13 protein-coding genes are annotated in these 14976 nt (G+C 59.4%); 5 read left to right on the top strand and 8 right to left on the bottom strand.

Annotated elements, in window-relative coordinates:
• Positions 1-89 precede the first annotated feature (89 nt).
• The 4 genes from UM93_RS00610 to UM93_RS00595 form a co-directional block, all read right to left on the bottom strand.
• On the bottom strand, positions 90-1340 hold the full coding sequence (locus tag UM93_RS00610; RefSeq protein ID WP_045073035.1) for a L,D-transpeptidase: 1251 nt from the start codon (positions 1338-1340) through the stop codon (positions 90-92).
• Between the two features lie 126 nt (positions 1341-1466).
• A complete protein-coding gene (gene ahcY / locus UM93_RS00605) occupies positions 1467-2933 on the bottom strand; it encodes an adenosylhomocysteinase (protein WP_045073034.1) in 1467 nt (488 codons plus the stop codon).
• Positions 2934-2942: 9 nt separating this feature from the next.
• Positions 2943-3152, bottom strand: a complete 210-nt coding sequence (locus tag UM93_RS00600) for a Trm112 family protein (RefSeq protein ID WP_045073032.1) — start codon at positions 3150-3152, stop codon at positions 2943-2945.
• 22 nt (positions 3153-3174) lie between these two features.
• Positions 3175-3573: a DUF3499 domain-containing protein gene (locus tag UM93_RS00595; protein ID WP_199921787.1), complete on the bottom strand. Its 399-nt coding sequence runs from the start codon at positions 3571-3573 to the stop codon at positions 3175-3177.
• A gap of 132 nt (positions 3574-3705) precedes the next feature.
• Between UM93_RS00595 and UM93_RS00590 the strand changes: the two genes are divergently transcribed.
• Positions 3706-4218 carry a metallopeptidase family protein gene (locus UM93_RS00590; RefSeq protein ID WP_082056948.1) on the top strand — a complete coding sequence of 171 codons (513 nt, stop codon included), beginning with the start codon at positions 3706-3708 and terminating at the stop codon, positions 4216-4218.
• 33 nt (positions 4219-4251) lie between these two features.
• On the opposite strand, the gene UM93_RS00585 is transcribed toward UM93_RS00590, so the two are convergent.
• Genes UM93_RS00585 through UM93_RS17370 form a run of 3 tightly spaced genes read right to left on the bottom strand, consistent with a single transcriptional unit; the run spans position 4252 to position 9756 of the window.
• Complete coding sequence (locus UM93_RS00585; protein ID WP_045073031.1) at positions 4252-5859, bottom strand: DUF5719 family protein; 1608 nt, start codon at positions 5857-5859, stop codon at positions 4252-4254.
• The gene (locus UM93_RS00580; RefSeq protein WP_234399346.1) at positions 5843-9148 is read right to left on the bottom strand and encodes a glycosyltransferase; all 3306 of its coding nucleotides are present in this window, start codon (positions 9146-9148) and stop codon (positions 5843-5845) included. Before UM93_RS00580 ends, UM93_RS00585 begins: the two co-directional genes overlap by 17 nt.
• Before the next feature lie 29 nt (positions 9149-9177).
• On the bottom strand, positions 9178-9756 hold the full coding sequence (locus UM93_RS17370; protein ID WP_082056947.1) for a WhiB family transcriptional regulator: 579 nt from the start codon (positions 9754-9756) through the stop codon (positions 9178-9180).
• Between the two features lie 325 nt (positions 9757-10081).
• Here UM93_RS17370 and UM93_RS00570 point away from each other — a divergent pair, with 325 nt between their 5' ends.
• A complete protein-coding gene (locus tag UM93_RS00570; protein ID WP_082056946.1) occupies positions 10082-10840 on the top strand; it encodes a TIGR03089 family protein in 759 nt (252 codons plus the stop codon).
• A gap of 1 nt (position 10841) precedes the next feature.
• On the opposite strand, the gene UM93_RS00565 is transcribed toward UM93_RS00570, so the two are convergent.
• Positions 10842-11378, bottom strand: a complete 537-nt coding sequence (locus UM93_RS00565) for a GtrA family protein (RefSeq protein WP_234399345.1) — start codon at positions 11376-11378, stop codon at positions 10842-10844.
• 217 nt (positions 11379-11595) lie between these two features.
• Here UM93_RS00565 and UM93_RS00560 point away from each other — a divergent pair, with 217 nt between their 5' ends.
• Genes UM93_RS00560 through UM93_RS00550 form a run of 3 tightly spaced genes read left to right on the top strand, consistent with a single transcriptional unit; the run spans position 11596 to position 14971 of the window.
• Positions 11596-12771, top strand: coding sequence for a 5-(carboxyamino)imidazole ribonucleotide synthase (locus tag UM93_RS00560; RefSeq protein ID WP_045073022.1), 1176 nt, complete (start codon positions 11596-11598; stop codon positions 12769-12771).
• Positions 12772-12791: 20 nt separating this feature from the next.
• Entirely contained in the window at positions 12792-13367 is a 576-nt protein-coding gene (gene purE, locus UM93_RS00555; RefSeq protein WP_045073019.1) for a 5-(carboxyamino)imidazole ribonucleotide mutase, read from the top strand.
• Positions 13364-14971, top strand: coding sequence for an LCP family glycopolymer transferase (locus UM93_RS00550; RefSeq protein WP_045073017.1), 1608 nt, complete (start codon positions 13364-13366; stop codon positions 14969-14971). The genes purE and UM93_RS00550 overlap by 4 nt, the downstream gene beginning before the upstream one ends.
• The last annotated feature ends 5 nt before the right edge of the window (positions 14972-14976 follow it).

Genomic DNA, 14976 nt, shown 5'->3' with positions numbered 1-14976 from the left:
GCGCGTCCGGAGCCCCTTTAACAGCGCAGTGGGCGGTGGCATCCAGGATGCCACCGCCCACTGCATTAGCTAAATTCAGCTGCTAAGCCTTACCGGGCAGCGTACTGCGCGAAAGGAATGTTCCAATCACCAAAGCCGTCATCATTGGCGATGGTCTCCTTGGTGGTCGAGTTGACCACATGAACGGGAGAACCGAAGAGGAAGTTATCGAACATGAATTTCGCGTTTTCCGCATCCATGCCAATGCAGCCATGTGAAAGGTTGGTCTGTCCAATATAGGGCAGCGCACTATCGGTGGCCTGGTGGATAAACTCGCCACTCAGGCTCAGCCTGGTCGCATGCCGCACCGTGATGGTGCCATAGTCGGCCGGGTCACCCGGCTTCAGGCCGATGGTGGATGCCTTGAATACCGCTGGATCCTGCTTATCCCGCAGTACCACGAGGTAGCCTGAGGCGGAGGGGAAACGGAGATCACCCATGGTAACCGGGATGGTCTTCACCAGCTTGTCATTGACATAGTACTTAGCCACGTGGGCGGCAGCATCCGCTTCGAGCACCTGCTTATCACCGACCTTCATGGTGATCTTCTTATTGAAGTTGCCAATCTGGCCATTGCCGAAGTCCACCCCGAAGAGCTTCATATCGACGGTTACCGTACTACCAGCTTTCCAGAAGCTCGCTGGCCGGTAACGCAGCATGGTGTCTCCGTACCAGCGGAAGGCACCGACCTGCCCCGAGGTCGAGCTGACCTTAATGGCCTTTTCAACCGCCGCCTTATTGGTCACCGGCTCACTGAAAGTGAGCTGCACGGGCTGCGCAACGCCAACCACCGATCCATCTGGGGTGTAGCTGGTGGCGTCAGCCTCATGGGTGGTCGGCACCGTGGTGAAGGTCTGAGTTTTGGAGGTTTCACGGTTAACCTGATCAACCACGGTGAATTTGTAGGTATAGCTGCTATTGAATTTAAGCGGTTCGCTCGCGGTCCAGGTGGAACCATCGGCGCTTAGGCTGCCCGGTACGGCAACGCCACTGGCGTCCTCCACCAAACTCACCTTTTTAACAGTGCCATTTGTGGCTTTGACCACGGCCGGAGTTGCCGGGTTGACTTGCAGAGCACCATTTGTCGGGGTTACCCCGAGCACCATCGGCTTGATCACCGGAGCTGCCAGACTCGGTTCGCTATTGGCGGGCTTCTGAGTCTCCGAGGCCACGGTGTTATTGGCCCAAGTGGGCACCGTAGCAGCACCCACTCCACCGGCGGCGGCGAGAACGCAGACGCCGGTAACGACCGCGATCTTCCACCCTTTACGACTCTGCTTAGCCTGTCCCAGCTCTGTCATGCCTACTCCCCGCAACGCAGCCCACGCCAATAAATCCGGCGAAAATGTATATTTTATTTTAGCTCAGGAAAGTGAGCACACAGTGCAATGCCGGGTCTCAGTACGACAACGAAATTCTGTGAGTAATTAGTAACGGTACTGCTCTGCTTTATAGGGCCCAGCAACATCGACATCGAGGTACTCTGCCTGTTCTTTGGTCAACTCGCTCAGCTCCACGCCGAGCGCATCAAGGTGCAACCGCGCCACCTTCTCGTCGAGGATCTTCGGCAGCACATAGACCTGCTTTTCGTACTCGTCCTGATCACGCTTGGTGTACAGCTCAATTTGGGCGATGGTCTGGTTAGCAAAGGAGTTGCTCATCACGAATGAGGGGTGACCGGTAGCGTTCCCCAGGTTGAGCAGCCGACCCTCCGAGAGCACGATAATTGATCGCTCATCATCCTGGCCGGCGTCAAAAACCCATTCATGAACTTGGGGTTTGATTTCAATTTTCTGCACACCATTGACTCTGCCGAGGCCGGCCATATCGATTTCATTATCGAAATGGCCGATATTGCCAACAATCGCCTTATTCTTCATGGCCAGCATCTGCTCAGCCATAATGACATCCTTATTGCCAGTGGTGGTGATAAAGATATCGCCCTCGGCAATCACCGAATCCAACTTAGCCACCTGATAGCCATCCATTGCGGCCTGCAGGGCACAGATCGGATCGATCTCGGTAACAATCACCCGGGCACCTTGACCCCGCAGCGCCTCCGCAGCCCCCTTGCCGACGTCGCCGTAACCACAGACCACCGCGACCTTACCGCCGATCAGCACATCGGTGGCACGGTTAATACCGTCAGGCAGTGAATGCCTGATGCCGTACTTATTATCGAATTTGCTCTTCGTCACCGAATCGTTGACATTGATCGCCGGGAAGAGCAGTTTGCCTTGTTCAGCAAGTTGGTAAAGCCGGTGCACGCCGGTGGTGGTTTCCTCGGTGACGCCTTGGATTTGGGCCGCGATCTTGGTCCATTTCTGCGCGTCGACGGCACGCGACTCCCGCAGTCGATGCAGGAAAATCCGCCATTCCTCCGAATCATCCTCGGCATCGGAAGGTACCCCGCCCGCCGCTTCGAACTCAACGCCCTTATGCACCAGCATGGTTGCGTCGCCACCATCGTCGAGGATCATATTGGGGCCTAGCTCGGGGTTTTCTGCGGCTCCAGGCCAGCTCAGGATCTGATCAGCGGTCCACCAATATTCCTCAAGGGACTCCCCCTTCCAAGCAAATACCGGCACGCCAGCAGGGCTGTCCACGGTGCCGTTGCCCACCACAACTGCGGCGGCAGCCTCATCCTGGGTGGAGAAAATATTGCAAGAGGCCCAGCGCACTTCGGCACCCAGGGCCACCAGGGTCTCAATCAGCACCGCAGTCTGCACTGTCATATGCAATGAACCAGCGATCCGTGCACCCTTGAGCGGCTGAGCTTCCCCGAATTCGGCGCGAAGCGACATCAAACCGGGCATTTCATGCTCAGCTAAACGGATCTGATGCCGTCCGGCTTCCGCCAAGGTAATATCGGCAATCTTGTAGTCAAAGGACACGTGGGCTCCTCAGCGGCTTTTGTTGACGTCGTTGCCGACGGGGTGGGTTTCTGGTTCTTGGGGCAGCAAGATCGCGATGCCATCATGCACCGGATAGCGTGGGAAAACCCCGGTGGGGTCCGCTCGATCGCTGATCAACTCTGCGTCCCGCTGATGTAAGCGGCCTCCGGTGATAGGGCAACGCAACACACTCAGCAACTCGCTCCGAATTCGGGACATCTCCTTAGAATACTGCTTCCGCTCAATCCCGAAGAATCCGCAAATGTGCTTTCCGATTCGCGTGACTGGGGGCGTTAGACCGATCCACCGGCGATTCCAAAGGTGTTGGAGTACTGCGCTGCACCGGTGGCGAAACAACTTCCTTAGGTTCGGCGGCCGCTTCTCGCACCGCATCGGCGAGCGCCAGGAGATCATCGGGATTGGGCGGCGGAGGCGTATCCGGCATGGCCAGTCGCAAAACATCCCAACCGCGCGGAGCAGTGAGCCGTTCGGCGTGCAAGGCACACAAATCGTAACTATGTGGTTCGGCAAAAGTTGCCAACGGGCCAAGCACCACAGTGGAATCTGCATAAACATACGTCAAGGTGGCTACCGCTGATCGCTGGCAACCGGACCGTGAACACTGACGCATCTTTCCCACGAATATGTAGCCTACCCGCAGTGACAGACAGTTCGCCTCAAGCGAAGCCCAATAACGCGAAACGATCAAGCGAAACGGATCAAAACAGCAGGAAAGTAGTCCGAAATTGAAGATCGGGACTAGCATCGAGGTATGCAGTTCGCCCGGGTTGAAGGATTGTCTTTCACGCTCTCCGCGTTCTCCTCAGCGGAGCCAGTTATTGCGCCGACACGCCGAAGCTTCCGTGCCAGACGCCGCGATCGACATGGACGCGGACTGCGTGGCCCGCTGATGCTCACGCCGCTACCAGGCGCACGAAGCCGTTCGGAGCGATTTGATGATCTTGTAGTGGACTCCGCCGACCGCTTGGAGGAAATCTGGGGAGCCGCGATGGATCGCGTGCAATTCGCGGTGGAGGAGATTCCCTCCGATTTGGAAAACCTGATCAGTCTCGGCGAGAAGGCCCCTTTGGCCGCATTTCGAGCGGCTGACGCCAAGCAAGCCGCAACCATCACTGTCTATCGCAAACCGATAGAGCAGTGCACCGAGAGCGAAGAGGAACTTCGCGAAGTGGTGCATGACGCGGTGGTGGAGCAGGTCGCGGTGTTCCTGAATCTCAGCCCGGAATCGGTGGATCCGAGCTACGGCAGGATGCGTCGGTTCTGAACCATTCCTGAACTACATCTAGCTCAGGAGCTACTAATACCCCAGTGCGATTTCGCTGTTCGGCTGGCTCACCACGCTGCGCGGAATACTCAGCACGGTGAGTCCGACGCCGCCGCTCTGGCTTAGCAATTGTGCACCGTAGGCCTCGCCGCTGGATGAGGCGAGAAAGCCCACCACCGCACTTCCGGCCAGGGTTGCCGGATCGATGATCACTGTAGTCGCGGTCCTCAACTGAAGCGCCTTGGCCGGCAGCAGGCTACCATCGCTCTTCACCGGCACCAGAGACAGCGTTGCCGCTCCCGTCGGTGCGCTGAAGCTGAGCTTGCTACTCGCTCCGGAAGGCAGCACGATCATTTGATTGTCGGTGATTTTGCTAGCCGCCGGGGCGCTGGCCAAATCGATCGGTGCGGCAACTTTAGTGCCGTTCACACTGCGCACCGAGGCGGTAACCTGTGCTTCCGAGCTGAGATCTACCGTGTAGTTTCCAGCGGCCAGGCCGCTCAACGGCAGCTCTGTCACCGAACCGGCTTTTGCCGTCAGCACTCCACCATTGGGCAAAGCGACCGGACCACTCTGACCATAGACTTTCACTTGCACAACCGTATCGCTGCTGCCCGGTACTGCCACTTGGAGGCTGGTCTGGGCATCCTGATAATCAGCTTGTCCGGAAATCTGAGCCGCCAGCGCCGGAGCCAATGTTTGAATCCCGGTGATCACCTGGCGCTGGCTGGGAGCCGCCACCGGGGTCAGGTTCTCCACCCCACCGGCGGTCAGACCACGCAGCACCGACTGTTGGATAGTCGCACTGACCGGCCCGCCGCTCGAGCGCAGGTGGACCGCAAGGTTCTTCTGATCCGGCGCCAATCCCGCCAGCACAATGGCTCGACTTGCGCCCGGGGCGACGAGCAAGCCACGAGCCCCCGAGCTTTGAATCTGCCCGGCCGCACCGAAGAGATCCAGATTCACCGTCGCAGGCGTGCTCGATGAGTTTGAGATGTTCAAGATGGCGGTGCGGCCGACCTGGGTATTCCCACCGACCAACCAGAGTTCATTCGCAGGCGGTTGACAGCTGGAACCTGCCAGCCCCTGCAAATCGCCGTCCGAAGCGCTGAAGAGCTGCACCGCGGCGGCCGGAGTCCGACGATCGTTGAGCGGATCGACGCGCAGCACCGATGAAGAATTTACTTCCTTGGCCGGCAGCGCTGCTGCCTTGGGCTGCGCCGGAGCTGCACCCGGGCTCGGGCTCGGGACGCTGCTGGGCTGGCTAGAAATGGTCGCCAACGCGCTAGCTGAAGCATCAGCACTCAAGGGCGCGAGCACCCCATTGGGCAACACCGCTTGATCGTTGCTGCCCACCAGGGCGGTGATCTGGTTCTTCGCAGTGGCCGAAGCGGGTGAGAACTGCGGATCGGTGCCATTGCCAGTGCCCTGCAGTAGCTGCGCAGGGCCCAAACAATTGGCCACGGTCTGTCCCGCTGGCAGCTGTGCTGAACCGGCTTGCAAAGGTTTACTAGCGGCCGGACCGGGGAACACCGTGCCCGCCCCCACCAAGGCACCCGCCACCACGGCAATGCCAACTCCGCTGAGCACCCCCACCAGCAATCCGCTTCGAGAGTGGTTCTTCTTAGCTCGACTCATCATCGTCCTCTACGGATTTCCTCATGCTGCGTTGCTGCCGACGTGCTGCCGCCAACCGCAGCGCCTTAGCCTGGCCCGCCCGGCCTCGGCTGGCTGGCATCGGAATAGCCAGCAGCACCGTCAACGCGATCACCACGAGTTGCACGATTGACCACAGCGGCGCCCAGGGCTGCTGGTAGCGGACTTCTAAGCTGCCGCCGGCAGCTGGTAATTCGAAGGCCTGAGCCCACGCTGCGCTGGTCGGGGCTGCCGAAGAGTTCAGCTTCTTCCCGTTCAGCCAAGCACTCCAGCCCGGATCCGCACGCTCTGCCAGCACTAGCAACCGACCTTCCGGCCCGGCACTAATCGAGGTGTTGACGTCGTTCTGGCTGGAGGGCAGATAGCCAAGAACCCCGCCCTTACCGTCATCGATCCGCACTCGACTAATCGCACTTGAGCCTGCCTGCTGAGCATCGGCTCCCTTCGCCAGCACTGGGGCGACCCGCCATAGCCAACCCTGATCGGTCGGTCCCACAGTGGCTAGGCCAGGTACCGCATCGATCTGGCTGGCGAGCAACTCAGCCGAGGTATCGCCCTTCCGCAGCACCACGAACCCGACACCGAGATCGTTCAGCTGCGGTCCGGGGTTGACGCCGGTGCCGGCCACCACGGCCGCTACCGCATTGCGCACCGCAGCAGCAACCAAATCATCTTGGCCGACAGTTTCTGCTCCTGGCAGCCCGCTAATGCCCTGCGCCTGAGCGATTGTGGATAGTGCATCCAGGGTGGTGCCGCTGCCGCGCATCAGGCTGGCCGTGTAGCTACCGTCCGGAGTGATGGTGATCACCAGGGAACGACTCTGATCCGGCCCTAACCCTCGATCGGTGGCGGTGGCGGGTAGGCTATGCGCACTTCCAGCCTGCACGCTCAACGAGCCGGCGAAGTTTTGAGCCGTCCAAAGCCCCAACGACAAAATCGGAGAAAGGATGAGCAGCACGGTCAGCACGCCGGCGACGGTACGCGGCAGCCGACGCTCAGACTGCTCTGCTAAACGCCAGCGCTGTACGCCGTCCAAGCCGATCATGGCGGCACCAAGGAGGGCGAATACCAGTACTGAAACTGCCGGGCCGCTAAACGGAGTGACGAGTTCACGCTCACCGACTGCGGTGGCAATCAGACTGCTGGCGTAACCGAGCGCAATGGCAAGGATTGCCACACCCCAAAGCACCCGCACAGCGACCGGACGACGCTTGGGCCAGACCAAAGCGGCGAATGCCAGTAGGACCAGCGGGCCGCCAATAACAATGGCGAAAAGCCAGGCCCAGGGGAATCCGCTCGGCAACCAGCCGAGACCGCTCAGCGCAGCGTTGGCATCAATGGTTTCCGGCTGACCGAGTAGCTGCAACCAACTCGGTGCGTTATTGAAACTCAGCGGCACACCGGGGTCGCTGAGAATAGCTCGCGGACGATCAAGGGTGGAGAGGATAAAGGGCAGGAAGAGTGCCGCGGTTGGCAGCAAGGTCCACCACAAGGTGCGCGCCCGTCGACCGCCGAAGATCATCAATCCGATCACCAACAGCACAGCTAGCGGCAATAAACTGGGCGCGCTGGCGGTAACGAAAGCGAGCGCCAGGCCGGTGGCAGCAGCGGCAGTCCAGGAGACCCGCTCCCTGGCCCCTTCTCTACTCAAGGGCAAGGCAGCGGTATTGGCCGGATCCGCAGAATGCTTCGGCAGTGCAGCGCCCATTGCACGAATAAAGCCAAGAAATACCCAGGGAATCAGAATATGAGCGATCAAGCCGCCCAGCCGCCCTTGGCCCAAGGAAATCAGTAGTACCGGCGCGCCAGCCCAGATCAGTGCAGCCAGAAACCGCGGCCAGCGACTCTTGCTCAATGCGCCAGCGCAGAACCAGGCACCCAGTCCTGCCAATGGCAGCGCGAGCAGCACCAACCAGACAACGGCGTTGGAGCCGTTCCCGAGGCCAAATACGCCCAAGAGCCAAAGCACTAGGTCGAAGGGTTCACCGTGCCCGGGCCAGCCCGCACCCAGGTTGATCCACCAGCCGGTGGCATTGTGCCAGATGTCAGCCAACCGATCGGAAAGCGGCAACAAAGCACCACCACGCAATGCCTCTGCACCGATGAATCTGAACAATACGACAAAGGAAAGCGCTGCAAGCAGCAATACCGAAACAACTGCCCCAGTACCTACCCACAATCGCTTAGAAGTGGCTAAGGCAGCAAAATCGTCGGTGGCATCACCGGAGGGAATGTACTCGGTCTGCTCGACCGATTGGTCCTCAGCATCACCAGCATCCCCGATCAGCGACTCCAGCAGGGCACGGCGATAACTTCGCACCTCCGGCCCGCTAACCTGAAGACCCTGAATCACTGAACGGGAAACCCGCCGACTACGGTTTGCCACCGACCTGCCGCGAAAGAACGCTCCAGGCCGGAACAAGGCCGCAAAGGTGGCCAAGAGCTGACGGAAGCCGTGCCCCGGATCCTTGAATAAGATCCCCGTCAAAAGACGATAGAAACCGCCTAGCAGCGCACCAATCCAGAGGAAAGGAACCTGCCACCAAGGTGCGTGCTTAAGCCGTAGATGAATCTCAGCCTTACGGGCCGCTTGCAGGGTGTTATTTGTCCCAGGTCGGTTTCGCTGATGAAGCATCTTGGCGGCGGGCACCACCACCACGCGATGCCCAGCAAGCCGGTTGCGCCAGCAGAGGTCGACGTCATCGCCCACCCCGGGCAGCGCCGGATCGAAACCACCCAGCGCTTGCCAGACATCACGTCTGATCAGGATGCCCGCAGAATTGACAGCGAAAATGTCGCTTCGGCCGTCGTATTGGCCTTGGTCCTGCTCGTCGTTTTCGATCATGGTGAGTCGCTCTCCCCATCGGGAGGTACTCAAACCCACGTCAATCAAACTTCGCGGATCGTCCCAGTCGAGCTGTTTACAGCCTGCGATGGTGACTGAGGGGGCGCGCTCCACGGCTTTGAGTAGTTCTGCGAGCGCCTCCGGCTCAGGAGCCGAGTCGTCATGCAAAAGCCAGAGAAACTCGGTTTCCGGAGCCGCTGGCGGTTTATCTAGCCGATCCAGTACCGCATTCACAGCTGAGCCGAAGCCACCGGCGCTTCGCGATCCCAGGGTGAGCACCTGTGCCGCGCCTAGCGAATCCTGAAGCAGCTTCGCCGCGGCATCGCCGTTACTCGAATCGACACCGAGGACCCGGTCAGCCGCTCGGCGCTGAGCCTCAATCGCTTTGAGAGTGCGGGGTAAATACGACAAGCCGTTGTGGGAAACCACAACGGCTGTGACGCGAATAGATTCAGAAATTAGACCGCTCGCTTCCGTAACCGGCGTCGCTCTCGTTCTGAGAGGCCGCCCCAGATACCGAATCGTTCATCATTTGATAAGGCGTATTCCAAGCATTGGGAGCGCACGTTGCAAGAGCCGCACACCTTCTTGGCATCCCTAGTTGAACCACCCTTTTCCGGGAAAAAGGCTTCCGGGTCAGTTTGGGCACAGAGTGCGTCGGCTTGCCAACCCAACTCGCCCTCATCGGCAGGGTCACCGACGGCAATCCCTGGTAGGCCAATCCAAATGGCCTGGCTCTGGCTCGACTTGCTGAGATCGAGTTCTGGTTCCGCCGCCCAAATCTCGGTGCTGCTCTGCTCACTGCCGGCCAGAGCTTCATGAGCCGCTAAGAAGGCGGTGGCCGTATCTTCCAGCGAGTTCTCTTCGGCTGCACGATATCGTTCAGCCGCTGAGGGGTCGGCCGGATCGACAAACCAGTCACTCGGCACACCGCGTGAACGGTAAACCGCAGCCGCTTGCGCGGCGATCGCGGATTCATCATCGAATCCGGTGACCTGCCCATCCGGAGTGATTTCACTACGCTCCGCTTGCCCCATGCTGGTCCTCCTGGTCGTGCCGCAGCTGTGTTGCTTTGGTCTTGCTTGGTATCTCGCTAATACAGGTTCTACTGCTGCAGCTTCGTCTTCTAATTACAACGGTGTAATACGATGCTCGTCAAGTGCGGGACGGGAATTTTAGCCAGTTTGGGGGGGAATTCTCAGGATCGCCACGCCCGGGATTTAACGAAAGGATGCGGCGTGTTGGGCTCCGGAATCTTTTCTTTATTCTGATTCATCGACTGAACCAAGCTTCGAGGCAAATCCCGCGCGCAAGACGCACCGAAGCTAATGCCGCTGAGAGCACGTATCCTGGGATTCCCCACTGCGTCCTAAGCCGCAGCTCCACCGAGCACCGGGAAACGCTCCCGACAGATTTGGAAGAGAGCAAAACATCATTACCAGCATCGACACTCTGCTAGCCGATTTTCGTCGGGTGAATCCCGCTTCGCCGCGGCTAACCTGGTACGGCAGCACTGGGGAACGCATTGAGCTCTCCGGCAAGGTTTTGGACAACTGGGTCGCAAAAACTGCTAACTTTCTGGTCGACGAGTTCGACTTCGGTCCTGGGATGAGCCTCAGCCTGGACTTGCCAGCGCACTGGAAGTCCCTCTGCATCCTGTTGGGTGCCCTAGCTGCAGGCGGCACAGTGACCTCCGCCCAAGGCGGAACACTGCTGGCGAGCTCCGATCAGCAGCGCCTTGAGCTGGACCAGCGCCCGGCCATTGCTGTTTCGCTCGCCGCCTTAGCGCTGCGCTGGGACGGTGAACTGGGCCCCCAGGTTCGCGATTACGCGGCTGAAGTCAGGATGTTCGCCGATAGCTTCGAACGTTTTGACGACCCGGCCGAAAGCCAGCTCGCCTTGAGCATTGGCGAACTTCAGTGCGAGTATCAGCAGCTTTCCGAACTTCGTCAGGAATACTCGCAAGCGGATCGCATTGCCCTCGACTCGACCGTCGGCCTGTCAGCGGTGGCAACGACGGCATTAGGGATTTGGCAATCGGCGGGTTCCCTAGTGCTTGCCGAGCATCGGAGTCTGTTGACCGCTAGCTTGCTCAGTTCGGAAGCGGCCAGGCTGCGCTGAGCTAGGACACCGGATTGCGTTCCGGCTGCGTTGCCGAGGCCTTCTTCTGCGGCGCTTCCACCAGGGCGTGATCGCCCGCATACTCCGGTTCAGCATCGAGCTCTTCAGTGAAGACAAAGAAACGATACGTCAGGAACCTGAAGATGGTGCCCAGTATCAGGCCAATCACGCCACCGGCGATAAAGTCAGCGGTGACCGTCTGGAATCCCAGCACATAGCGGGAGATGTACTGGCAGCCTACTGCGATGCCGAGCCCCATCAGACTCATCACAATAAAGAGGAAGAACTCACGCCACGGCTTATTGCCCCGTCGGTGCCGGAAGGTCCAATAACGATTGGCGAACCAGGAGAACAGAATGGCAATGCTGGAGGAGACGACTCTTGCTTTAATAGTTCCGTCAGAGAGAATGCCGTGGGCCAGAATGAAGAAAAGGCCGTTATCAATTACCCAGCCAAGCCCGCCGACGACGCCAAATTTGGCGACTTCGCGCCATAGCAGCTGAATTAAGCCAACTGCTCGTTGAAAAACTGACTGCACTATTGATTCCTCCAGCGAGTTGCCGATGAGACTTATTGCGGACAGCGCTGCCTCGTCGACCGCTCGATCTTTGCCTAACCTGCCACTTTACCTGGTTTAACGAGCTCTCCGAATTTTTCGCCGGCGACACCCTGACTCCGCTGTGAAAACTTGATGGCTCTGCTGTTCGCCGCGCCGGAAAAAGCATCGTTGTCAGTCAATCGGTACTCTTGACCTTGTGACTTTTCCAGTGATTGGTGTGGTGGGCGGCGGCCAGCTTGCTCGCATGATGGTTCCGGTCGCAGTCGAGCTTGGCTTCGAGCTGCGGATACTTGCCGAGGGTGATGACGTCTCCGCGGTGAGCGCCGCTCGCTACGCTCCGGTCGGCGATTATCGCGACCTGGAGACGCTACGTGACTTCGCCCAAGGCGTTGACGTGCTGACCTTCGACCACGAGCACGTACCGACCGAGCACCTGCGGACCCTGATTAGCGAGGGGGTCAACGTTCAGCCGGGCCCCGAAGCTCTACAGCACGCTCAGGACAAATTGGTGATGCGGGCCGCGGTGGAACGGCTTGGGTTACCGAATCCGGCGTGGGCAGCGGTTTCCTCGCCGGCGGAGTTGATCGCCTTTGCCGATAAGCATGGCTGGCCGGTGGTACTCAAAACGCCTCGCGGCGGTTATGACGGCAAGGGGGTCCGAGTGGTGCAAAACCCCGAACAGGCCATTGAAAGCGCCGACTGGTTTGCCGCCATGACCCCGCTGTTGGTGGAACAGAAGGTGGATTTCAGCCGCGAGCTTTCCGCGCTGGTGGCGCGACGCCCCAGCGGCGAGGCCCGGGCCTGGTCGGTGGTGCAATCCAATCAGCTCGATGGGGTGTGCGATGAGGTGATCGCACCAGCCCCTGAACTTGATGAGCGAGTGGCGGTGGCCGCTCAGAATGCTGCCTTAGAGATTGCCGAGGAGCTGGGGGTGACCGGCGTGATGGCGGTGGAATTATTCGAAACTCCGGGCCTGGGACCGGGTTTTCTGATCAATGAGCTGGCAATGCGGCCACATAACTCTGGTCATTGGAGTATGGACGGCGCCCTCACCGGCCAGTTCGAGCAGCATCTACGCGCCGTGCTTGATCTGCCGCTCGGAGATCCGCAGCTGCTCTGCCGTACCGTGATGAAAAACATTCTCGGCGGCAGTAACCATGACCTAGCTGCCGCGCTTCCGACCGCTTTGAGCAGCGAACCAGCGGTTAAATTCCACGGCTATGGTAAATCCGTCCGGCCGGGCCGGAAAGTGGCTCATGTGAACGCTCTAGCTAAGCAGGGCGAGTCTCTCGACGCGCAACGACAGCGAGCTGAACGCGCCGCCCGAATCATTCGGGATGGCAGCACGGCAGTAAATCCGACCCCTCGCTGATCGCAGCAGAAAGGCCTCTGATGAGCACACAAAAACAAGACCAAGCACGGCAGGCGCTGGTTGGCCTGGTGATGGGTTCCGACTCGGACTGGCCGGTTATGCAAGCCGCTGCCGAGGCTCTCGAAGAATTCGGCATCCCGTTCGAAGCCGATGTGGTCTCGGCACATCGGATGCCAGTGCAAATGATCGACTACGGCCAAAACGCGGCCAAACGTGGTTTGCGGGTGCTGATTGCCGGGGCAGGCGGAGCCGCCCATTTACCGGGCATGTTGGCCTCGGTGACGCCATTACCAGTCATTGGTGTGCCGGTACCGCTAAAGACCCTTGATGGTATGGACTCGCTGCTATCAATTGTACAGATGCCCGCGGGTGTGCCGGTGGCAACGGTTTCGATCGCCGGAGCAAGGAACGCGGGCCTGCTCGCGGTCAGGATCTTGGCCGCAGGGGCTGATCCACTGGCCGAAAAGCTACGCGCCGCGCTTGAATCCTTCGCCGTTGAACTCAAGGCCCAGGCGGAGCAGAAGGGCAGTGCGCTCCGCAGCCGAGTCGGCGAAAGTTTCCCGGGCAGCGTCGCTGCGAAGGAAGGCAGCCTATGAGTTTCAGCTCACCTAAAACCACGAAGGCTTCCAACCGACCGGCCGTTCTGACCAATCCGGTGCGTTATCCACAATCGGCAAACGCCCCCATGCGCACTAAACGCGCCTTCCTACTCTTGATCCTCAGCCTGTTCGTGCCCGGTAGCGCCCAATTGGTCGCCGGCAATCGCAGGCTGGGCAGGATCGCACTGAGAATCACCATAGCGATCTGGGTTCTGGTTATCCTGGCGGTTCTCTTTTTCTTGTTTTCCCGCTCCCAATTCGTCAACTTACTAGTCAACCCGATCGTCTCGCTGCTGCTCATCGTGATGCTTATCGCCCTGGCCATCGGGTGGGCGGTGATCTTTATCGACACGCTGCGCATCATCCGCCCCGTGATGCTGGCCCCAGGGTTACGGGCGGTGATCCCCGCCGCAGTGGTGGTGTTGATGGTCATCACCTCAGGTGGACTCGGCTACGTCGCCTGGTTGGTCAACTCGGGTCGTAGCGCGATTGGAAACATTTTTGCCAGCGGACCGGATATGGCCCCGGTGGACGGCCGGTATAACTTCCTGGTGATGGGCGGCGATGCCGGCGCTGACCGGATCGGTCGACGCCCGGACAGCATTATCGTCATTAGCGTCGACGCCAATACGGGCCAATCCGTAACCATTTCTATTCCACGAAATCTGCAGAACGCACAGTTCAGCCCCAAGTCGCCGATGCGACAGATTTACCCCGACGGCTATAACTGTGGCGATGACTGCATTATTAATTTCCTCTACACCGAGGTCACCGAAAAATATTCAAAGCTCTACCCCGGTGAGGCCGATCCCGGCGCCCAGGCCATGATGGACGCCGCTGGGGGCACTCTAGGGTTGACCATTCAGGGTTATCTATTAGTAGATATGGCTGGCTTTGCTCAGCTGGTAGACGCTCTTGGCGGCGTTAAGATTAACGCCGGTGGTTGGGTGCCCATTAGCGGTGCAGCCACCGCCGATGGCGGACATCTAGCCCCCGAGGGTTGGATTGCGCCAGGCCAGCAAACCCTCAATGGCCAGCAGGCGCTGTGGTACGCAAGATCCCGCGAATGGGTCAATGACTATGCTCGTAGTCAGCGTCAGCAATGCATTCAGCAGGCTATTCTGAAGCAGATGGACCCAGCCACAGTGCTGACCAAATTCGATGCTATTGCCAGCGCGGGGGCCAAGGTCATCGAATCCGATATTCCGCAACAGCAGCTGGGCAGCTTCCTCGATCTGGCGATTAAGGCAAAGTCTCATCCACTGGAAAGGTTGACGATCGGGCCACCGGATTTCGACATCCAGTTCTCCACCAACCCCGATTTTGCTGTTATTCATCAGAAGGTCAAGGACTTAATCGCTGGCAAGACTGCTGCGCCGAGTAGTGCCACGGCGGCCAACGACGCAGATCAGACTCCGGCCAGCTCGGCTGCCAAGCCACCCGCAGCGAAGCCTGCCACGGTGAACCCACCTGCCCAGCAAGCACCAAAAACCCAGGCTCCGCAGCTGACCAAGGAGTATTTGCAGCAATTAGCGGTGAATGGAAATCAGGCCGAGCTGATCAGCCTGCTCGCCAATAACGGCAACTGCACCCCCAGTTAGGACGC

Source organism: Psychromicrobium lacuslunae (genome assembly GCF_000950575.1).
GTDB lineage: Bacteria > Actinomycetota > Actinomycetes > Actinomycetales > Micrococcaceae > Renibacterium > Renibacterium lacuslunae.
This window is presented reverse-complemented; position numbering and strand designations above follow the sequence as displayed.

Bases quoted from the DNA above. Each gene is read 5' to 3' on its own strand.
- UM93_RS00550 (WP_045073017.1), top strand. From the start codon at position 13,364: ATGAGTTTCAGCTCACCTAAAACCACGAAGGCTTCCAACCGACCGGCC.
- UM93_RS00600 (WP_045073032.1), bottom strand. From the start codon at position 3,152: ATGTCCCGAATTCGGAGCGAGTTGCTGAGTGTGTTGCGTTGCCCTATC.
- UM93_RS00585 (WP_045073031.1), bottom strand. From the start codon at position 5,859: ATGATGAGTCGAGCTAAGAAGAACCACTCTCGAAGCGGATTGCTGGTG.
- purE (WP_045073019.1), top strand. From the start codon at position 12,792: ATGAGCACACAAAAACAAGACCAAGCACGGCAGGCGCTGGTTGGCCTG.
- UM93_RS17370 (WP_082056947.1), bottom strand. From the start codon at position 9,756: ATGGGGCAAGCGGAGCGTAGTGAAATCACTCCGGATGGGCAGGTCACC.
- UM93_RS00610 (WP_045073035.1), bottom strand. From the start codon at position 1,340: ATGACAGAGCTGGGACAGGCTAAGCAGAGTCGTAAAGGGTGGAAGATC.
- UM93_RS00590 (WP_082056948.1), top strand. From the start codon at position 3,706: ATGCAGTTCGCCCGGGTTGAAGGATTGTCTTTCACGCTCTCCGCGTTC.